This is a genomic window from Thalassotalea sp. PS06 (assembly GCF_007197775.1).
In the GTDB taxonomy this organism is placed as follows: domain Bacteria; phylum Pseudomonadota; class Gammaproteobacteria; order Enterobacterales; family Alteromonadaceae; genus Thalassotalea_A.
Genome location: NZ_CP041638.1, coordinates 2,857,707 through 2,877,962 on the forward strand (window position 1 = coordinate 2,857,707; position 20,256 = coordinate 2,877,962).

General features: G+C 44.7%; 17 protein-coding genes. 7 read left to right on the top strand and 10 right to left on the bottom strand.

The features are described 5' to 3' along the window. The first annotated feature begins 67 nt into the window (after positions 1–67). The 3 genes from FNC98_RS12645 to iadA all read left to right on the top strand — a co-directional run bounded on the left by FNC98_RS12645 (position 68) and on the right by iadA (position 5,744). Positions 68–2,986, top strand: a complete 2,919-nt coding sequence (locus FNC98_RS12645; RefSeq protein WP_143581578.1) for a TonB-dependent receptor domain-containing protein — start codon at positions 68–70, stop codon at positions 2,984–2,986. A 95-nt stretch (positions 2,987–3,081) separates the two neighbouring features. Further along, entirely contained in the window at positions 3,082–4,554 is a 1,473-nt protein-coding gene (yfcC, locus tag FNC98_RS12650; RefSeq protein WP_143581579.1) for a putative basic amino acid antiporter YfcC, read from the top strand. Positions 4,555–4,607: 53 nt separating this feature from the next. After that, on the top strand, positions 4,608–5,744 hold the full coding sequence (gene iadA / locus FNC98_RS12655; protein ID WP_143581580.1) for a beta-aspartyl-peptidase: 1,137 nt from the start codon (positions 4,608–4,610) through the stop codon (positions 5,742–5,744). A 27-nt stretch (positions 5,745–5,771) separates the two neighbouring features. Here the strand turns inward: iadA and FNC98_RS12660 are convergent, their stop codons facing one another. From FNC98_RS12660 to FNC98_RS12670, 3 genes are read right to left on the bottom strand one after another with little or no spacing between them, the layout of a single operon-like run. Continuing rightward, on the bottom strand, positions 5,772–7,343 hold the full coding sequence (locus FNC98_RS12660) for a cryptochrome/photolyase family protein (RefSeq protein ID WP_143581581.1): 1,572 nt from the start codon (positions 7,341–7,343) through the stop codon (positions 5,772–5,774). Beyond that, a complete protein-coding gene (locus FNC98_RS12665; RefSeq protein WP_409574584.1) occupies positions 7,340–7,525 on the bottom strand; it encodes a DUF2256 domain-containing protein in 186 nt (61 codons plus the stop codon). Before FNC98_RS12665 ends, FNC98_RS12660 begins: the two co-directional genes overlap by 4 nt. Positions 7,526–7,583: 58 nt before the next feature. Continuing rightward, positions 7,584–8,987, bottom strand: coding sequence for a DASH family cryptochrome (locus tag FNC98_RS12670; RefSeq protein WP_143581583.1), 1,404 nt, complete (start codon positions 8,985–8,987; stop codon positions 7,584–7,586). Between the two features lie 277 nt (positions 8,988–9,264). Between FNC98_RS12670 and FNC98_RS12675 the strand changes: the two genes are divergently transcribed. After that, positions 9,265–9,753, top strand: a complete 489-nt coding sequence (locus FNC98_RS12675) for a DUF2165 family protein (protein WP_143581584.1) — start codon at positions 9,265–9,267, stop codon at positions 9,751–9,753. Between the two features lie 114 nt (positions 9,754–9,867). On the opposite strand, the gene FNC98_RS12680 is transcribed toward FNC98_RS12675, so the two are convergent. The 4 genes from FNC98_RS12680 to FNC98_RS12695 all read right to left on the bottom strand — a co-directional run bounded on the left by FNC98_RS12680 (position 9,868) and on the right by FNC98_RS12695 (position 13,441). Beyond that, on the bottom strand, positions 9,868–11,211 hold the full coding sequence (locus FNC98_RS12680) for a magnesium transporter (protein ID WP_143581585.1): 1,344 nt from the start codon (positions 11,209–11,211) through the stop codon (positions 9,868–9,870). 12 nt (positions 11,212–11,223) lie between these two features. Further along, the gene (locus FNC98_RS12685; protein WP_143581586.1) at positions 11,224–12,039 is read right to left on the bottom strand and encodes a mechanosensitive ion channel family protein; all 816 of its coding nucleotides are present in this window, start codon (positions 12,037–12,039) and stop codon (positions 11,224–11,226) included. A 179-nt stretch (positions 12,040–12,218) separates the two neighbouring features. Further along, positions 12,219–12,476, bottom strand: a complete 258-nt coding sequence (locus tag FNC98_RS12690) for a hypothetical protein (protein ID WP_143581587.1) — start codon at positions 12,474–12,476, stop codon at positions 12,219–12,221. A gap of 134 nt (positions 12,477–12,610) precedes the next feature. Beyond that, positions 12,611–13,441: a LysR family transcriptional regulator gene (locus FNC98_RS12695; RefSeq protein ID WP_143581588.1), complete on the bottom strand. Its 831-nt coding sequence runs from the start codon at positions 13,439–13,441 to the stop codon at positions 12,611–12,613. Between the two features lie 227 nt (positions 13,442–13,668). On the opposite strand from FNC98_RS12695, the gene maoP reads away from it, so the two are divergent. The 3 genes from maoP to FNC98_RS12710 all read left to right on the top strand — a co-directional run bounded on the left by maoP (position 13,669) and on the right by FNC98_RS12710 (position 17,175). Then, positions 13,669–14,004, top strand: a complete 336-nt coding sequence (gene maoP, locus FNC98_RS12700) for a DUF413 domain-containing protein (protein WP_185967963.1) — start codon at positions 13,669–13,671, stop codon at positions 14,002–14,004. A 152-nt stretch (positions 14,005–14,156) separates the two neighbouring features. Beyond that, positions 14,157–15,203 (top strand): glutathione synthase, encoded by a 1,047-nt coding sequence (gshB, locus tag FNC98_RS12705; protein ID WP_143581590.1) that lies wholly within the window; start codon positions 14,157–14,159, stop codon positions 15,201–15,203. Then, entirely contained in the window at positions 15,187–17,175 is a 1,989-nt protein-coding gene (locus FNC98_RS12710; protein WP_143581591.1) for a flavohemoglobin expression-modulating QEGLA motif protein, read from the top strand. The genes gshB and FNC98_RS12710 overlap by 17 nt, the downstream gene beginning before the upstream one ends. Before the next feature lie 71 nt (positions 17,176–17,246). Here the strand turns inward: FNC98_RS12710 and FNC98_RS12715 are convergent, their stop codons facing one another. From FNC98_RS12715 to FNC98_RS12725, 3 genes are all read right to left on the bottom strand, one after another. Beyond that, positions 17,247–18,578: an MFS transporter gene (locus tag FNC98_RS12715; RefSeq protein WP_143581592.1), complete on the bottom strand. Its 1,332-nt coding sequence runs from the start codon at positions 18,576–18,578 to the stop codon at positions 17,247–17,249. A 40-nt stretch (positions 18,579–18,618) separates the two neighbouring features. Beyond that, the gene (locus FNC98_RS12720; RefSeq protein WP_143581593.1) at positions 18,619–18,963 is read right to left on the bottom strand and encodes a cupin domain-containing protein; all 345 of its coding nucleotides are present in this window, start codon (positions 18,961–18,963) and stop codon (positions 18,619–18,621) included. 183 nt (positions 18,964–19,146) lie between these two features. Continuing rightward, positions 19,147–20,025, bottom strand: coding sequence for an NAD(P)-dependent oxidoreductase (locus FNC98_RS12725; protein ID WP_143581594.1), 879 nt, complete (start codon positions 20,023–20,025; stop codon positions 19,147–19,149). Between the last annotated feature and the right edge of the window lie 231 nt (positions 20,026–20,256).

A 20,256-nucleotide genomic window follows, 5' to 3' on the forward strand; every position in this document is an offset into this window, starting at 1 on the left:
CCTACGTCTGCGTTTTGCCTCTGTGCATAGTTGCGCCGGTAGTCTGGGCATTACAAGGTGATCTACAATGACTAAGTTTAGTAAAACTCCCCTGGCGATCCTGATCGCGGGCATGACGTTTTCGTCTTATGGCCTGGCACAAGAGCAGGCTGAGGAAGAAATCGAGCGAATTAGTGTCACGGGTTCGCAAATCCGTGGCGTTGACATGGAAGGCATGCAGCCTGTAACAGTAATTTCAACCGAAGACATTGAACGCTCTGGCGCTTCATCGCTTTCCGAATTAATGTTGCAGGTTAACCAGACCCGAGGCGGTACTGGCTCTTTCACCACTGCAGAAAGTGGTGCGTTATCTACCTCAACGCCAGCTGGCCAGGCGGCTGCATCATTGCGCGGTTTAGGTCCAAGCTCAACCTTAACCCTTATCAATGGTCGTCGAGTGGCCGCCAGTTCATTCGCTGCAGGAACGCAAAACTTTGTCGACATCAACTCAATTCCACTAGCGGCAATCGAGCGTGTTGAAATATTAGCGAGCGGCGCATCTGCTATCTACGGTGCCGACGCGGTAGCCGGTGTTATCAACTACATCCTTAAAAAAGATTATCAGGGCGCAGAGCTAAACCTTAATTATGGTAATAGTTTTGACGACAGTGACGAAGGTCGCTACAACATTAATTTCGTACTCGGTACCAACATCGGTGATGCTAACCTTACCGTTTTTGCCGATTATTTTGACCGCAACGCATTTAACGCCGTAGACCGCGATTACACCCGCGATCCGGTGCTGGAAAGTAACTACTCATACTTACCAAAAGACACGCCAAACATTTATTATTTTTCCGCCCGTTCAGGTAATGAAATTGGCAACCCAAATTGTAAAACCGAGTTTGTAACGACTGAGTTTGGCGAAGAAATTTGTGCGTATTATCACAACGAAGATGATCAGCTACAGAGTGAGTTAGAGTCTGCATCAGCAGGTTTTACCTTTACTAAACCATTAGGCGATGTGGACTGGAACACGGAGTTCTTCTACTCCCGAACAAAATCCGTGGCAGTTTCCAGTCCTGCGCCGATTAATCAGGTTGACGATAGCGAAGGACCTTTTGTTGACGAAACGGCGCTAAATGCCTTCCCTGACGATATCGCTAATGATTTATTAGATCAGTTATATATCGACCCATTCGATACTATTGCTGGTCGCGAACTTTGGGGCTTTCAATTTGATGCACGTTTTAGCGACCCTAGAACCGTAGAAATTGAAACCGATGCCCTTCGTTTGGTAACTGGTCTACAAGGTGACTGGGGAAATTGGCAATGGGAAACGGCAGTAACCCTTTCGAAATCAGAATCAGAGCAGGAAGCGGTAGCTGGTATCTACAATCGCTACAAGTACCACGCATTGCTCGCTGGTGAGCTATGTGCTGATGGTAATATTGCCGATTATAACTTTGATGCGGATACATTAAGTTGTGGCGGAAGCAGCCTACTTGGCATGTATAACCCATTCCTCGAAGGTAATGCCAACAATGACGCGCTACTGGCGATGGCACAGGAAGTACCAACCCGTGACGGTGAAAGTACCGTGTATTCCTGGGATGGTCGCATCAGCGGTGAGCTTTTTGAGTTTAACGATCAGATGATTAGCGCTGCATTTGGTGCTGAAATCCGCCGTGAGGAAATAACCGATACACCATCTCTTAATTCTCGCGCACGTCTTGAAAATGGCTATCTGGTAGACGTATTCGGTTTTGGTTCGAGCTTATCAGCAGCAGATAGAACTCAGTGGGGTGCCTTTGCTGAATTTTATATTCCGGTAACTGACGATTTCGAAATTCAATTGGCGGGTCGTTACGACGATTACAATGATTTTGGTAGCACCTTTAACCCAAAAGTAGCGTTTAGCTATAGCCCGATTGATGAACTAATCTTCCGCGGTTCATGGTCCACATCATTCCGTGCTCCTTCTTTAACTCAGGCGGGTGTTAAGTTACGCACAACCACCGCAACCTTTGACTGTGGCGCTAATCAGGCGGTTGCCGATTTATACTGTGAAGGGTTTGGCGATGAGCGTACCGAAAACGTTCTTGAGCTTGGTAATGCCGGACTTAGAGCGGAAGAATCAGAGTCTGTTAGCTTTGGTATCGCCTATAGCCCGACTACATCTGCCACGATAATGCTGGATTACTGGCAGTTTGACCATGACGACCTGATTGATACCGATATGACGGCGGTATTAGACGCGGCCATCACCGACGCTTCACTTCGTCACTGTGGTTTGGTGCCTGAAGGACAAACGGGGATTTCATACGATCCGGACTTATGTCTGGTAACCGATGGTTCAGGTTTAACCATCGAAGAAAATGGCGCTAACCTTGGCGAAATCCTTGACGCCTGGATTGCTTTCGACGATCCACGTTTCTTCGAATTACCTCTATACCGTGATCACATTATCCAATTGGAAAATACTGGCACGCAAACGGTAAAAGGTGTTGATTTCGCCTATGACCAAAAGTTTGATTTTGACAGTGTAACTGTGGGCCTGAGTGTCGATTGGACCCACTATCTTGAGTTTGATCGCAACAAGCCGGGCTCCGATGAAATTGAAGAGTTAGCTGGCACCTGGCGTTATCCTGAAGATATCGCTTCAGCGCAGGTATACTTCGAAATGGATAGCTTATACGGTAGCCTAACGGTTAACTACACCGGCAGTTACATGGATGATATCGATGGTCTGCGCGGCCGTAATATCGATGAGTTGGAAGACCTTGGCGAATTAGATGCTGACGGTCAACGCGATGTCGACTCCTGGACTACGGTCAGAGCCAACATTGGTTATGACTTTGACAATATGAACCTGAATCTGAGCATCAACAATCTGTTCGATGAAGAGCCACCAGTGGCTTACGGTTCACGCCGAGGATTTGACTCTATTAACCACAATGCCCTTGGGGCAACCTATCGTGTGTCATTCACCTACTTTTTTGAATAACACCTGATCATTTGGATAGTGCATACTATCCACAACCAATTCGGTGGATAGTTCATACTATCCACCATCATCGAATTTCACCAAGAGTAACAAGCATGACTGTGAGTAATACCGTCGCGGCCAAAAGTCGTATGCCCGACGCTTTCATCATCTTATTTTTTGTGGTGTTACTGGCAGCTATTGCCACGCACTTGATTCCTGCCGGTCAGTTTACGACTGAGGTAAATGAGGTTACCGGGAAGACCCAGCTTGTCGCTGACAGCTATCGGGTGGTAGAGGACTATCAGGGCGTACCACTATTCGCCGAAGGCGGTGAAGTTGGCTTTCTGAATTTTGCCTTCGAAGGCATGGTTTCCGGTTCCAAATGGGGATCGGCCATCGGTGTAATGATGTTTATCATACTTACCGGTGGTGCCTTTGGTATCGTCATGCAAACCGGTGCCATCAACAATGGGGTGATTTCTCTGGTCGCGAAAACCAAGAATTTTGAACAGGCGTTCCTTCCTATTCTTTTTGTACTGTTCTCCCTTGGCGGTGCGGTATTCGGTATGGGCGAAGAAGCAATCGCGTTTTGTATTGTCCTGCTGCCATTAATGTTCGCCCTGGGATATGACTCGATAACCACAGTTCTGGTTACCTATATTGCCACGCAAATCGGATTTGCCGCCTCCTGGATGAACCCGTTTAGTGTGGCTATTGCCCAGGGTATCGCTGAGGTTCCTCTATTGTCAGGTATGGAATATCGGATGATTATGTGGTTTGTGTTCACGCTTGCGGGTACCATATTTACCGTTCGTTACGCGAGAAAGATAAAACAGACTCCGGAACTTGGCGCCAATTATGCCATTGATAAAGATTACTCAGCACCGGTTGAACATGCTGATTCGCAATCTAAATTTGATAACGTTGACGCCCTAATTCTTACCGCATTTTGTGCCGGTATTGTTTGGGTAATATACGGTGTTATTGCCAGAGGTTACTACATTCCAGAACTGGCCAGTCAGTTTTTCACCCTCGGGGTTGTCGTTGGCCTTATCGCCGTTGTCGGTAAGCGCCTGGCGGTAAATGATGTAGCGGATGCATTCCAACAAGGTGCCAAAGACCTGTTGCCCGCAGCAATGATCGTTGGCATGGCAAAAGGGATTGTCATCATCCTTGGTGGCGATCAGGCCGACCAGGCATCGGTACTCAATACCATTTTATTTTATGCGTCAGAAGGCATAGGGCAACTATCGGAAACCTTTTCGGCGTTACTGATGTTCGTATTTCAGTCGGTATTTAATTTCTTTATCGCCTCCGGTTCCGGACAAGCTGCACTCACCATGCCGCTGATGGCACCATTAAGTGATTTGGTCGGGGTGAGCCGTCAGACAGCGGTACTGGCATTTCAGTTGGGCGACGGCCTGACCAACCTTATCATTCCAACGTCAGCGTCGTTGATCGGCTGCTTAGGTGTGGCGAAGGTAGACTGGCTGGTCTGGGCGAAGTTTATTTATCGATTTTTACTACTATTAATGGCAATCGCGATGACCTTTATCGTCGTTGCCGTGCAAATTAATTTTTCATAAATGGATGGGCAACGGGACACGTTAAGCCGGTTGCCAATTTTCAAGGAAAACCAATGATACTGATTAAACAGGCTGATGTTTATGCGCCAAACCACCTGGGAAAATGTGATGTCCTGATTGGTGGCGATAAGATTCTGAAGATAGCCAAAGATCTCGGCGAGTTTCAATTAGATGGTGTTGACGTTATTGACGGCAAAGATCAGATACTAGCCCCAGGATTTGTCGATAGCCTGGTACATGTTACCGGCGGCGGCGGCGAAGGCGGCTATACCACTCGGACTGCGGAGCTGGATGTGGCTGATACTATTACCGGTGGTGTTACCACAGTGGTCGGCGCTTTAGGAACGGATTCTGTAACCCAGACGCTGGAAGCCCTGATTGGCAAAACCAAAGAACTGAATCAGCGCGGTATCAATGCTTATTGCTATACCGGCTCTTATCATTTTCCGGCGAAAACTATAACCGGAAGCGTTGATAAAGACATCATGATGATTGAGGAAATTATCGGTGTCGGTGAAGTTGCCATAGCCGACCACCGAGGTTCACAACCAAGCGTTAACGATATGGCGCGCCTCGCCTCTGAAGCCAGAGTTGGTGGCATGTTGTCAGGAAAAGCCGGCATCGTCAGCATTCATGTTGGTGACGGCGATGATGAATTGGCGCTGTTACACCAGGTAAGTGAGCAAACCAATATTCCTATTCAGCAGTTTTACCCGACCCATATTAACCGTAGTGAAGCCTTGTTCAAGGCGGGCATTAATCTAGCGCTAAAAGGCGGCTACATCGATTTTACCACCAGCACCAATGAACAAATCCTCGCTTCCGGTGAAATTGATGCGCCACAAGCGCTTGCAAGAGCGCTGGATGCGGGTGTAGATATCGCCAACATCACCATGAGCAGTGATGGCAACGCATCATTGCCATTATTTGATCAACAGGGCAATTTAATCGAGCTGCAAATGGGCCGGGTAACCAGTCTGCATCAAGCCTTTGTATCGGCCGTGAAAGAGCATAAGGTGCGCCTTGAGGATGCGTTAACGAGTATTACCTTATCACCAGCGAATATCCTCAAACTCAATCAAAAAGGTCGCATAAGCGAAGGACTGGATGCAGATCTGGTGTTAATGGATGAAAAATCACTCGCTGTAAGGTCAACAATATCTCGAGGCAAACGACTTATTGCATCGTAAACCTCGCATATTCAGACAGCAACACGCCTACAGGTTATTCAGATCCTCAAGAATATCCTCGGCCCGGCTCAATATAGCCTGCTGTTGCTCAGTAGATTTCTTTTGCCAGTTGGCATAGACCATGCGAGTTCGGGGATTGGCGGAAAATTTATCGATATTGCTGCTCATAAAATGCCAGTACAATGCATTTAAAGGACAGGCATTATCGGTATCAATTTCGTTTACCTGATAATGACAATCCGCACAGTAATCGCTCATTTTATTGACGTAATTACCACTGGCAGCATAAGCTTTTGAGCCAACGATACCACCATCGGCAAACTGGCTCATACCACGGGTATTGGGCAGTTCCACCCATTCGATAGCATCTACGTAAATACCCAGATACCATTCATCAACCTGCCATGGGTCAATGCCGGCAATTAAACAGAAATTTCCGGTGATCATTAACCGTTGAATATGATGCGCATAAGCAAATTGCAATGACTGATTAACCGCATGATGTAAGCATTGCATTTTAGTGTCCGCGCTCCAGAACCAAGAAGGCAATGAACGCTCAGCATTTAACGCATTGAGGGTCGCGTATTCGGGCATATTAGCCCAGTAGATACCACGAATAAATTCGCGCCAACCAATGATTTGCCTGACAAATCCTTCCACCTGAGCCAGATCGATTTGCTGCTGATGCTGCCGGTAATACTCGATTACTCGCTCAACCACCAATTGCGGAGACAACATTTTACTATTCAGAGAAAAGGACAGGCGGGAATGAAACAAACTCCATTGTTTGTCCTCACCAAAAGGGTCGAGCTTATCGGTCATCGCATCCTGAAAGGTGCCAAAATTTGGCAGGCAATAACGGCAGAAATGCTCCAGTAACTCTAACGACTGTTGACGATTAACCGGCCAAAACAGGTGCTGCTGGGCAACGCCAATGGTCTCGACATCATGCCGTTCAATTCGCTCAACAATGTCGCTAACATCATTGGCAAACATACAAGGCTCGGGAACCTGTTTTAAATCGTCGGGTTTTAGTTTTTGCCGATTGTATTTATCGTAATTCCATTCCCCGCCCTCTGGCTTATCCCCTTCCATCAGGATATTAAACCGGCGACGCATTTTACGATAGAAGGCTTCCATCTGATGGCGTTTACCTGACTCGAAATGCTGTGACAGCTGAGCATCATCCACCATAAAATGCTCTGTCGAAAACGCCTTTGTCGCGATAGAAAGTGACGCGCAAAACTCTGTAAGCTGCTTACGTAGCCGATACTCATCAGCAAGTTGATATTGAAAAACTTGGACCTGAAATTTCTCAATAAGATGAGATAGTAACTGAGGCAAATCGCCGTATTCAGCGGTATCGTCCAGGGTTAAATGCAACACCTGATGACCAGACTGGGACAAGGCATTGGCAAATTGCTGCATCGAGGCAAAAAACGCACAAACCTTTTGAATGTGATGACGAACATATCCGGTTTCCTGATGCAACTCTGCAATCACATAGAGAGTGTCATCATCCTTGTTTTGATACCAGGAATGATTGGCATTGAGCTGATCACCAAGGATCAACCGCAATTGTTGATAGCCTGATTTCATCTATTGTTACCCTGCTCATATAAACTGACATCTGTACCCGAAGTGCGCTTGCGCATCCCAGCGCACCGTTTTGAACAATACTTCACATTGGCCCAGTCCCTTTGCCACTTTTTCCGCCAGGTAAACGGTCTTTCGCAGACTACGCAAATCTTAAATGCCTTTTGAGGCTTAGCTGGCTTCAAAAGCTTAACTGGCTTGTGTCGCCCAGATTGCTTAATTGCTCTAGTCATCAGCACTACCTTAAACTACCGGCCAGTCTACGGCATCGACGGAATCCAGAGCAGCGCCATCGCCCTGCCCCTGCCAGCGACGAATAAAATCGCCGTCTGGATCAAACATCTGGGTTTGTTTGTTGAGATTAAAATGGCGGCCACCTCGAGGGTCGACGCCTACCCCGGCAATGTACTGCCAATTACCCCAGTTACTGGCGACGTCATAATCGATGAGTTGCTGTTGAAAATATGCGGCGCCATATCGCCAGTCAACGCCCAACTCATTCACCAGACAGCTGGCAACCAACTGTCGACCTCTGTTTGACATAAAGCCGGTCGCATTTAACTGATGCATACAGGCATTAACAATAGGATAAGGCGTATTACCCTGACACCATTTTTCAAACCGTTCCGGAAAAAAGCTGGTTAACGGGCCGGAATCTACCAGACCACGAAAGCGAAACAAACGATGCTTTGCGGCTAGCGCCAGCCATTGAAAATACTCCCGCCATAACAATTCAAAATAAATCCAGTAGGTGGATTCATTGCCACCATGGTGTTGCTCGAATTGTTTGAGAGACCAATAAACCTGTCGTGGCGAAAGGTTACCTATTGCCAGGTAAGGACTGAAGCCGGTGGCGGTGTAACGCCCATCAAGGGCGTTTCGGGTTTGTTTATAAGTCGATGCAGCGCCACTTAAAAAATAATCCTGTAGATGATCATGCGCTGCACGTTCGCCACCTAGAAGTTGATACGCGTAATGTCCATATAAGTCGCTCCCGGCAGCGCTTGCAGCCCTTGCGGCGAGACTCCCAATCTGCAGATGCTCAAGTGTCGCTGTCTTCAGTTCTTTATCCTGGCTAATAATGTGTTCAAGCCGTATTGGCTGCACACCAATGAAGTGGCTTGATTGCAGAGCAAAAGGCTTAAGGTTTGCCTTCTCAACTTTTCTGCGAAAATAACTGAAACTTTTCCAGCCTTGTTGTTGCTCCGGATGACACTTCGCTGATCGCAGCTGAGATGGGGTATACAAGGTGTGTGACCAGTCACTTAATAGCTGCACGTCAGGGTGGAGTTGCAATAATGCCTGACGTTGCTGGCTTTCATAAACGCCGGCGGTTTCAGCCATGGCCAGCGAATCAAAGTGACCGGTTCGCAATAACGTCGACAGAACCCCTACGGTTTCCCCATATAATATGGTTAAGTCAAAACCCTGTGAGGATAATTCTTGTTGCAAATCCTGTAGCGACTGCCAAATAAACTGTCGCCGCAATTCCCCGACTGGTTGATGATGGTAATTGCTTGGTTTAAACCAGGATGGGTCAACGACATAAACAAAACTAATGGCTTTGCTTTGATCGATAGCTGCTTGCAACAGATGGTTGTCCGCTATTCGCAAATCCAGGGTGAAGCAGTAAAGGGTATTTCGCATGGTTCAATCTTGTCGTCAACGCGTTATCGATTTATACGTAGCCGTCTGATTGAAAGATTAGACGATTCGTTGAATATCACCTCGTCCAAGCTCAGCTTTGCCGGAATTTTGCTAGTTTTTTGCCCCGGTGAATGCGTCAAAATTTCTGAAACATTTATTAACGCCCCTCACCCACCTCGCTTAACCCATTGAAAAAATTAGGATTATATAGTGGTGAAAAGATTGCTTTACCATTTCTAATGATTGCAGCTCGTTAAATTTCTCTGGGAGGTTTGTCATGCAACAGCATATTCGTCTGTTAAAAATCATGTTTGCCTGCATCTGCGGCTTTATGGCACTGTTTTATGTACTTCAGAATATTGCCAATATCAATGCCGCGCACAGTACCCTGATTTACGTGCTAAGCGGCCAGGATCACCAAATCTATCCTGAAACTCTATTTTTCAAATCCGCGAGTCCAATTCTCGCATGGTTCGCTTTAGTCATCATAATCGCGCTTGAACTCGCAGCCGCATTTCTACTGTTAAAAGGAACCTGGCATATGTTTAAGGCCCGCAATCAGGACACATTCAATGATGCGAAAAAATGGGCTCAAATTGGCGCGGGTATTGGCGTTTTCGTCTGGTTCGGCCTGTTTGGAGTAATTGGTTCGGCATTTTTCCAGATGTGGCAAACCGCCGCCGGAACCAATTCTATGAATGGCGCATTTCAGTTCTTTGTATCTTGTGCAATTACCCTGTTTTGGATAAGTCAGAAAGATGAATAACTCAGCTGCCACAAATTAGTCATTAAAACCGATGAGCTTACAAATACATAAATGGCCCACATACACCTGAGAATGTGAGCCGTTTATTTTGGTGGAAAATTTCCTCGCGACTAACTAAGTCAAGAAGATAATCGTGGCGCCGCCCAGAAATATCATAAAGCCAACGACATCGGTGATAGTTGTTAAAATAACGGAACCCGCAAGAGCCGGATCAATACCTAAGCGATCCAATAGCTTAGGGATCAATATGCCAGATATAGATGCTACCAGCATATTGATGATTAACGCCGCAGCTAATATCAGCGCGACTATCTCATCTTCAAACCATACATAGGCAATTGCGCCTACAACTAAAGCCCAAACGACGCCGTTAACAGCCGCGACAATAACTTCTTTGCGGCGCAAGTAATTGAAATTAGAACTATTTAGCTGACCTGTAGCCAGACCTCTGATGGAAAGCGTTAACGTCTGGCTTCCGGTAATACCGCCCATGCTGGCAACGATTGGCATTAACACTGCTAATGCCACCACTTCAATCAACACTTTATCGAACAAACCGATAACCGCAGATGCCAAAAATGCCGTTAACAAGTTGATACCAAGCCAAATTGCGCGGCGCCTGGCACTGAGTAAAATGGGCGCGTACAAGTCTTCATCACTGACCTGCCCCAAGTGAGCCATCTGTCCTTCGTAGTATTCCTGGAAAACATCGAGAGCATCCTGAATCGAGAAAGTGCCGATAAAACGTCCGTGTTCATCGACGACCGGTAAGGTGGACTTCTGACTTCCACGAACCAGGTTTGAAGCCTCTAACAATGTCTGTTTACCAGTGATAATGGCGTCTGGTACGTGAACAAGTTCGGCGATGGTCTTTGTTTTTAACGATGCCAGCAATTCATTGATATACACCTCACCGAGATAGGTACCACCTGAATCAACGACCACATAGGAGTGACTGTCCTGGGCGTGCTCAGCTAATTTCAACTCCTGCAGAACATCCTTAACCAAAGCATCGGAGACCACAGTGTAGACTTCCTGATTTGCGTAGCGTCCAGCCTGCTCATTCGAGTAGCTCAGTGACGTTTCTACCTGACTTTGTGAGCCAGGCTCCAATTTTTTAATTAACCTGACAACCGTTTTTTCTGGCAGAGCGTCAAATATTTCAACAACTTCTGTATTGCTGCCAGTTACAACTGCCTCTTCAATTTTGGTTTGCGGTAATTCGGAAAGGAAGTGACCCCGCGCGTCTTCACGCATCTCTGACAGCAAACTACTTTTCAAATCTACCGGTACAAATTTCCACAGCGCCAGGCGCTGCGAATTCAACAGACTTTCAAATACAGATGCCCATTGATAGGAATTGAATGATAAAAATTCTTCTGGAAGGGTAAAATCAGGTTCGTCCAGAGATTGAATTAATTTATTAACATCAATATTTACGACTTTATTATCATTCATATCTCCGCCCTTCTAGGTAATTTGTTTTATTTCGTTTTGTTTTTCTAACCACAATTGCAGTAAATCTTCCGTCAGCTTTTGTTCAATATTAAATGCTTCCTGGGTGGGACAAAACACACTAAAACTGACTTTAATTTTCCCTAAGTCTGTAGTGGAAATATTGATAGTTGGCTCAGGACCTGAAATTTTTACGTCAAGCCGGTTTTCTATCAGCGCATTGTAACGTTCAGCTACCTCGTTGAAATTTTTACAGTAATCTTTCGCTCGTTGCAGTAAGTTGGCTTTCAGCTGAAAAGGGTTCAACTCACTGCATTCACGCACCACATTAAATGTATGGTTAACATATCGAGGCATAAAATTTAAGTTTTTCAAAGGTAAAACCATAAACTGATTATTCGGAATAAGAACACTTTTACCCGTATATGCATAAGTTTCAGGATTAACTTCAAGCAAACTCACTTTAGCCCAATCGGTTTGAGAAACTTCACCGGTAAAGTCACCAATCTTAACCCAGTCACCAATTCGAAATGGCGACGTGCTCTGGATGTAAATAAAACCAATGAAACACTGAATAATTTCTTTCGTCGCGAGTACAATCGCCACTATAAATGCAGCGATTGAAAACGCGAACTTTTGCAGTTCGACGCTCCAAAGAATAAAGATACCAATAACCATGCCAAGGTTAATGATATTTTTAATGGTATTTAGCGCATGCCTATTATCCGTCCCTGTACGGCTAGATTTAGACTTAAAGCCTCTTGAGATTAACACTTTAAGTAACCAGAAACCAAGCACGATGAGAGCGCTGATAACCAATTTGAATTCCATCTGAAAATCCCTGAAAAATAAAAACGCGAACACGTGTAACCGGTATATCGGTTAGACGCGCCCGCGAGTAAAACAACAATAATGGCGTAATATGTTCGTAATTATTAAGTCGTCATTTAAGCTTATTTACCGTTAACAACTCAATTGCCAGCGAACTGGGTGAAGAACTTTAATCGTTATTACTCTTCCGCTACTTCAACCCGTGCGATTTTTTCAATGTCCTCAATTTTCGCAAACTGGACATGTTCGTAATATTTAAGCTCTAAGTTAATGCATTCTAACAGCAGGTCTTTATCCAGATAATCAATCGACTGCATACTGATGCAATACTCATAAACTTCTTTAACAAATTCGGTATCTATACTTTGTTCCTGCTCTGCTTCATTAGCGAAACAAACAGAGGTAAACATGGCGATTAGAAAGTAAATTTTTTTCATTGTCTTCTCCTAAAAAACGCTGCAAGCATAGAAAGTTAAAACGCAATTCACCAACGAAAAATTTCTATGGTTAAGATAAATAATTTTGTTACAGGGACACGGTTCAAAACACGTTAATCAGGATAGCGATTCGGTTATTGCATATTGAGGAATAGCTTGCGAAATTCATTAACGAGGAGTTCGTTACTACTGTTTTTCCGATATACCATATAAATAGGACGCTTAATTTGCAATGGCGATTCAATGAGATACAGGGCGTTTTCTGCGATCAGCCCCTCAACCAGTGAATGCGGCAGATAGGCAAATCCACCTTTTGAAAGAATAACCTCTAAAGCAATCATTGCGGTTGAGGTTTTAAAGTTAGGAACCACTTTGTGATGTAATGCATGTTCTTTGTGAAAGGTGATGCCCCAATCGATGAGAATGTAATCGTCGACTTTAGCGTTAAAGTCAGGGCGATTGCCCACCAGGGAAAGATCAAAGTGACCAATTAATTCATTAGCAAAATCGTCATCTTTAATCGGGTCGGTTAACAAACCAACATCCAACATCCTCTCGTCCAATTTACGCTGTATCGCCTCTCTTACTGAAATTTCAGTACCCAGCACCAACTGCTCAAATAATTGCAGCGCATCATGAATACGAGAACTGAAAAAGGCATCCCAGACATTTGGGGTGGCGGCAATATTAAAAGAAATTTTTTGCTGATTAGCGATGGAAACACTTAACTTTGATTGCTCCATTTGACTGACAAGTAAGTGGGCGTGAGCAAGCAGCGCTTCGCCCGCAGAGGTTAATCTGAGATTATTCTTATCGCGAATTAATAGCTGGGTACCATAAAATTCCTCTAGCTGTTTTATCCTCGCGCTTACTGCCGCCTGGGTAATATAAAGCGTTTCTGCAGCGCGTCCGAAGTGCTTGTATTCGGCCACCGCCAGAAAAGTTTTATAAACTCTGATATCCATGTTGTTCGCCACAAAATTCTAATTAACACAAAAGTAAATAAATATTGTCTTCACGACAAATATTTTTTGATTTTCTTTTACAAAATATTTTCCTACATTCAACTCAATTAGTCTCATGTGCTAATTACCTTTAACTCTATCGTTGCTTGTTCTATTCAATAGAGGATCGATGCCCTCGAGCTCTATTGAGTTACAACTTGTTATTCATGTTTGTTCAGGAGAATCACATGTTTACGACAATTCGCAAGGGAAAATCACCATTTTACGGTGAACAATCATTCAGCTACGGTCTGTCAAGAAGCGGTTATTTTAATCGCCGCGAGTCCCAGGAATTACTGGAATACGGCAAAACCTTTCAGGATTTATGCACTGGCGCCCTGCTTCCTGAAAATGATGAAGAGCTTCGTTTTGTCCATGATATGCAAACCAGTGATGAAAGCACGCTTTATCCGGTTCGCTTATGGAAAAAATATCTAGATGCAGTGCAAAAAAGCCGCGTCCATCACAGCTTTTCCCGCAGTAATGGAAAGTCTTATTCAGGTTACTCAGAGGAGTTTGCCTAGGCCGTTTTTTAACTGCCGGTTTTAATAAGCATTTTTTTTCGTATCGATAAAAATTTTTAAAGGGTATATTTAAGCTATTTTATATATGCTCCGCACAAATTTTATCACTGTCCGACGACAGTTCTTAGTTAACCAAATTGAAGAATACGACAATGAAAATTTGCTTCATTATGTACCCTTGGGACCGCGTGGACCCAGAAACAGATTCAACCCTACGCTTAATTCATGAATGCGTAAAACGAGGCCACACCGTGGCCTTGTCTACGGTTAATAATTTAACCATCAGAGACAGTGTTGCCAGTGGTTTTTGCGATGTATTCACGAAGAACAACAAATGCTCGGACAACATCCCCAGCTTTTATAAAAATGCTTCTTTTAAACGGGTACAGCTGCCATTAGCCGGCTTTGATGCCATTATTATGCGCGCCAACCCGCCGCTGGATACGCTGGCATTAAACTTTCTCGATTCCGTCCGTGGTGACACCTTTATCATGAATGATCTCGACGGCTTGCGTATTGCTAACAATAAAATTTATACCGCATCGTTTCAGGACACTGCCAGTGAATTTATTCCGGCCACTCACGTGTCGAAAAACCGCGATTACCTGGAACGCATTTTTCAGGAATCAGACAGTAACCGCATGATCTTAAAACCCCTCGATGGTTTTGGTGGCCGTGGCGTAATTGTTCTTGAGAAAAGCGCCAAACAAAGTTTCCGCTCATTGCTGGATTTTTACATTGGCGGTGACGAACATGGTAAAGGCAGTAACTACGTTATTTTGCAGGATTATGTTGAAGGTGCTCAGGAAGGTGATGTACGAATTTTGATGCTAAATGGCGAGCCCATTGGCGCGATGAAGCGAATTCCAGCATCGGATGATGTGCGCGCAAACGTGCATGCCGGCGGTTCAGTCGTGAAACATAAGCTCACCGCTCAAGAGAAAAAACTGTGTAAATATATCGGTCCTAAATTAGTCCGGGATGGTTTGTATTTCACAGGGATTGATGTGATTGGCGGCAAACTCATTGAAGTTAATGTGTTAAGCCCTGGCGGCATAGTCCGCATCAATAAACTTAATCGCGTTAAGTTACAGTCACAGGTCATTGATTTTGTTGAAAGTGTGGTTCATGCCAAAGAGCTGGTAATGAGCCGTAAGAATGAGTTTCGCCAGGTAATTGAAGATGCTAACGCTGTCTGAAAAAGAATGCATCCGCCGCATCAAAAAGCGTGAATGTTTTCATGCCAGTGTTGCCGATGGCGCCTTTACCGTAAAGATTGACGAATATGCGCCGATTATCTGTGCGGCCATCCATAATGGTCATCGCTTGCGCAGCGAGCTGCAAAAAACGTTTTTGCTAACCAGGCAAGAGCGCTTCTTTGAAGAAGACCCTTTCACCGATGAGCTAATTTCGTCGTTTCCGATCCAACTGATCGGCAACGACTCGCGCTTTGAGTATGATCTAAACCGCGCCAAAACCCTGTCGACGTATTTTAAAACGGCATGGAATAAACAGGTGTGGCAAAAGCCGCTCAGCCCAAAACAGCGCCATATCAGCCATCAAAAGCACCAGTCGTTTTACAATGTGCTTGAGACCATTATTGAAGCGATTGAAATCGAATTTAACAATGCGATTGTATTTGATATCCATTCATACAATTACAGGCGAATTGAGAAAGACACGCCAACCTTCAATATCGGCTCGGGACAAATTGATGTCGAACGCTGGGGCAAAGTAGTAGGCCATTTTGAAAAGCAGCTCAATCAAATTGAATTGCCGAATCTGGAAGTCAGGGCTGCAACCGATGAAGTGTTTCATGGCAGAGGGTATCTGATAACCCATGTAAATTCGCATTTTGACAACACCTTAGTATTACCAACCGAGGTAAAAAAAGTCTTTATGGATGAAACCAGCGGTGATGTCTATCCCCTGGTTTTAGAAGAGCTTAAAGCCGGCTTTAAGGACGCGATATCTGAAACCGCGGCGTATTTTATGCGTCGCTATGGCAAGAAAAAGCGGGTACGAAAAGCCGACGTTTTATCATCGAGCATTGGCAAAGAAGTGATTAATCTTGACAAGCAACTCTTCACTCTTGCCCGTCACGTTGAGACCCTAAACTTTATTAACCCGGTTAATTTAGTAGCTGAGCGCAATAAGTTTTTAAAGCGTAACAGTTACCTGGCGCCGGCGTTTAAATACAAGCAACTGGATATCAATCCCTATGACTTCAGAGAACAGCTATATAAATTGCCTGTTGATGATGTTTCGGATGCCAGCATTGGCCAGCTTTATCGCCATGTCATTGATAATCTGGCGAACAAAATCGATTTATTGACCTCCATAGGTACTGAGGATTTTGTTTACAACTCGTTAAAATACTATGGTGAGCCAAGTCAGGCAGATATTGCTAATGCCAGATTTTTACTGCACTTAAACCCTGAAGATGCAGCTGATGCCCAGCCATTAACGGCCGATCGGGCGATTGAATATTTCCGTCAGCAAGCCTCTGACTGGGGACTAAAATGCCGCATTGAAAAGTCATCCAAGATTGTGGCAAAAGCTATGGTTAACAATGAAAAAGCCCAGTTATTGATTAATAAGGATGCAATGTTTTCCAAACAGGAAATCCATGCGTTTGCGTATCATGAGCTTGGTATTCATATGCTGACGACTATCAATGCTAAGCAACAACCACTCAGGGTGTTTGGTCTTGGGTTGCCGGGCAATACCTATGCTCAGGAAGGTCTTGCACTATACAGCGAATATTGCTCAGGAAGTTTGACGATAGATAGACTTCAGACCATCGCCTTGCGGGTAATCGCGGTGAAATACATGTTAGAACACGGCGATTTTGTTAAAACCTATCATGCCCTGTTAAATGATTATGACCTTGAAAAAGACAAGGCATTTACCCTGACAACCCGGGTTTACCGGGGCGGCGGATTTACTAAAGATTATTTGTATCTAAAGGGTTTTCGCGATGTTATGGGGCTTGCCAAACTAGGTTCGATAGATAACCTTTTAGTCGGCAAAACCGGTCTGCTGGACTTTGCTGTCACCAATGAGTTGGTGGAACGAGGCATGATCAACAAACCTGAGCCTCTGTTTGAACTTAATTACCAGGAAAGTGGCAATCCGATATTAGATTTCATAGTGAACTCATTAAAGTAAATTCACTTAAACCTTAAAAAATAAAAGCCGCTCTCTGAGCGGCTTTTGTTTATCTAACACAGTGATGTCGATTATGACTGAGTATTGGTGACATTCGGCGTTGCACTTTTTCTGGTTAGCGGCTCAACTTTCGGGATAAGAATCCATACCGCTAACATGGCAATAATTGCCAACGAGGCACCGATAACAAACGCCGGCGTGTAGTTACCATCAGCGGTTAAAATTGGTACAAGCGCTGTTAGACCAACCGCACCAAGTTTTGCCGCCATACCGGAAATACCCGCTAAGGTACCCACCGCTTTTTTGCCTAGCAAGTCACTTGGCAGGGTTTGTACGTTACCGATTGCTGTCTGGAAACCAAACAGGATAACCGCCATGATCAATACCGCAACAACTGGTGCACCTGGGTTTGCCATTGCCAGTAATGCCGGCAACATGATTAAACACCCCAAAGTAATGGTTAGCTTACGGGTTTTATCAGTACTCCAACCGGCTTTCATCCGGTTTTGTGCCAGCAGCCCGCCAAACCATGCACCAAACATAGCGCCTACATAAGGAACCCAACCGTAAATACCGATAGATTTCACATCCATTGCATAAACTTCGTTCAGATAGATTGGGATCCAGAATACAAACAACCACCAGATTGGATCGATAGCCGCCGATGCGATAATCACCCCCCAACTTTGCTTGTGTGATAATAGCTCACCGGTGCTCGGGTTATACTCTTCCTCTTCAACACCGCCTTCGGTCGTTTCGCTGCGGCGCTGACCAGTAAGAATATATTCACGCTCTTCTTCAGTGATCCAAGGGTGAGAGCCCGGAGGCGCTTTCACCAGCACTAACCAAGGAATAAGCCATAACAGCCCCACTAAACCAACAATTACAAACACCATCTTCCAGCTGAAATATACGGTTAAGAATGCGATTAGAGGAATAGCAACGATACCACCGATGGCAGCACCTGAGTTAAAGATACCTTGCGCCAGGGCTCGCTCTTTGGTTGGGAACCATTCCGCATTACCCTTGGCTGCGCCCGGCCAGTTACCGGCTTCCGCTACACCTAAAATTGCGCGGAAGATACTAAAACTTAGAACGCCTTGCGCAAATGCATGGGCAACCGTAGCTAACGACCAGACACCAATGGAAAGTACAAAACCGATTCGGGTGCCAACCCAGTCGAAAATTTTACCGAAAATTGCCTGACCAAATGCATAGGCAAATACAAACACGATAGAAATATTAGCGTAGATCTGCTTACGTTCTAAGGCAGATTCATCTGGGAATAGGTCTTCGACAATATCTGGCCAAAGTACACTCAGAGACTGACGGTCGATGTAGTTAATGATGGTGGCTAGAGCGATCAGCATGATCACCCACCAACGTAATCCTTTCACTTGCATCTTGTTGTACCTCGTATTTTTTTAATTTTTCTTTTATTAATTATTCTTCGATGAAGTCTTCACGAGCCGGGCTAAAGGTATCAATTAGGATACCGCCGGTTGGAGATACCGCGCCGTGCTCAACATGAGGAGGGATCAAACAGCTGTCTCCTGCTTTCATCACTTTCACTACACCGTCAATGCTGAAGTGAAACTCACCTTCTTCTACATAAGTTACCTGAGAATGGCGATGCTTGTGCACATAGCCTTCTGCACCTTTATCAAACCAAACCTTAACTGCCATCAATTCATGGTTATAACCGAGCATCTGACGCTTTAATCCGCCACCTAAATCTTCAATTTCGGTCTCGTTACCAAATAAAAAATGTTCACTTTGCTTTTGCATTTTCATATTTCCTAATGGTATTGATACTTTAAAAAACCGCTTGCTGGTTTCATTTGGACTTTACCTTTTTTCTCTCAGGCTTATAAAGTCCAAAGTACCTTTACCGTTTGTGTAAAAAGCGCGGTAACCATATCTCCGATGAGTTAGGTTTCGCCGCGCCTTTCTAATAACTTGTTTTTTAACTTACTTTTTTAAAGTAAGGAAATAATCAAAGATTTCCGGAACGTTGCCATTCCCCATACCCGCATCAAAAGCAGCTTGTAAGTTCTCAGAAGAACCTTCGGCAATTTTTGAAACCGTACCTAAATCTTCAACCATCTTTAAGAAGTAGCCAAGGTCTTTGTTGGCATTAGCAATTGAAAAACCAAGGTCGCTGTTATTATCAACCGCGTAGTTTTTACAAAACTGCATAAATGGAGAGTTGGAAGGACCCGTCGACATGATGTCGAATAATTGTTGACGGTCAACGCCAGCTAAGTCAGCTACGGCAAACGCTTGTGACATGGCACAAACCGTAGTCATACCCATAAAGTTATTGATTAGCTTAGTAGTGTGACCTGCGCCCAGAGCACCTAAGTGGAATACGTTCTCACCCTGCTCTTCAAGCACTGGCTTAACTTTATTAAAGGTATCAATATCACCAGCAGCCATGATGTTTAATAGACCATCTTTTGCGTGAGCAGGTGTACGACCAAGTGGTGCGTCAATCATGCCTACACCTTTGGCAGCTAAATCAGCTCCAATTTTCTTGGTAGAGGTTGGGATTGATGTACCAAAATCAACCAAAACAGAACCTTCTTTGATACCGGCCAAAATACCTTCATCGCCGTATACCACTTTCTCAACAATGGCAGAAGTTGTCAGACACAGCATGACAATATCACTCGCTTCAGCCAGCTCTTTTGCTGAGCTTGCCGCTTTCGCACCGCGGGCAACACAGGCTGCTACCGCATCCTGGTTAAGATCCATTACATTCAGCTCATAGCCTTTATTTTGTAAGTTCTCGACCATGTTGCCGCCCATAAGGCCAAGGCCGATAAAACCAATGACAGGTTTTGACATTTTTCACTCCTGAATTGTTTAGCGCCAAACTTCATTGAGGATAGTCAAATTATCCTCCCCAGATTCCGTGCACTACATTTTTTATATTTAGATTCAATAAAGCCCCAGGAAACAAACTCAGATAACAGGACTTCATATTCATAATCTTTTGCAAACAGACCACGGTGGCTATCCGCAAAAGTACTAACCAATGATTAGAATTTCGCTTTACACATAACTACCAGGCAATTG

Bases quoted from the DNA above. Each gene is read 5' to 3' on its own strand.
- FNC98_RS12680 (WP_143581585.1), bottom strand. From the start codon at position 11,211: ATGAATGATAATAAAGTCGTAAATATTGATGTTAATAAATTAATTCAA.
- FNC98_RS12690 (WP_143581587.1), bottom strand. From the start codon at position 12,476: ATGAAAAAAATTTACTTTCTAATCGCCATGTTTACCTCTGTTTGTTTC.
- yfcC (WP_143581579.1), top strand. From the start codon at position 3,082: ATGACTGTGAGTAATACCGTCGCGGCCAAAAGTCGTATGCCCGACGCT.
- FNC98_RS12710 (WP_143581591.1), top strand. From the start codon at position 15,187: ATGCTAACGCTGTCTGAAAAAGAATGCATCCGCCGCATCAAAAAGCGT.
- gshB (WP_143581590.1), top strand. From the start codon at position 14,157: ATGAAAATTTGCTTCATTATGTACCCTTGGGACCGCGTGGACCCAGAA.
- FNC98_RS12720 (WP_143581593.1), bottom strand. From the start codon at position 18,963: ATGCAAAAGCAAAGTGAACATTTTTTATTTGGTAACGAGACCGAAATT.
- FNC98_RS12670 (WP_143581583.1), bottom strand. From the start codon at position 8,987: ATGCGAAATACCCTTTACTGCTTCACCCTGGATTTGCGAATAGCGGAC.
- FNC98_RS12685 (WP_143581586.1), bottom strand. From the start codon at position 12,039: ATGGAATTCAAATTGGTTATCAGCGCTCTCATCGTGCTTGGTTTCTGG.
- FNC98_RS12675 (WP_143581584.1), top strand. From the start codon at position 9,265: ATGCAACAGCATATTCGTCTGTTAAAAATCATGTTTGCCTGCATCTGC.
- FNC98_RS12660 (WP_143581581.1), bottom strand. From the start codon at position 7,343: ATGAAATCAGGCTATCAACAATTGCGGTTGATCCTTGGTGATCAGCTC.
- FNC98_RS12715 (WP_143581592.1), bottom strand. From the start codon at position 18,578: ATGCAAGTGAAAGGATTACGTTGGTGGGTGATCATGCTGATCGCTCTA.
- iadA (WP_143581580.1), top strand. From the start codon at position 4,608: ATGATACTGATTAAACAGGCTGATGTTTATGCGCCAAACCACCTGGGA.
- maoP (WP_185967963.1), top strand. From the start codon at position 13,669: ATGTTTACGACAATTCGCAAGGGAAAATCACCATTTTACGGTGAACAA.
- FNC98_RS12695 (WP_143581588.1), bottom strand. From the start codon at position 13,441: ATGGATATCAGAGTTTATAAAACTTTTCTGGCGGTGGCCGAATACAAG.
- FNC98_RS12645 (WP_143581578.1), top strand. From the start codon at position 68: ATGACTAAGTTTAGTAAAACTCCCCTGGCGATCCTGATCGCGGGCATG.
- FNC98_RS12725 (WP_143581594.1), bottom strand. From the start codon at position 20,025: ATGTCAAAACCTGTCATTGGTTTTATCGGCCTTGGCCTTATGGGCGGC.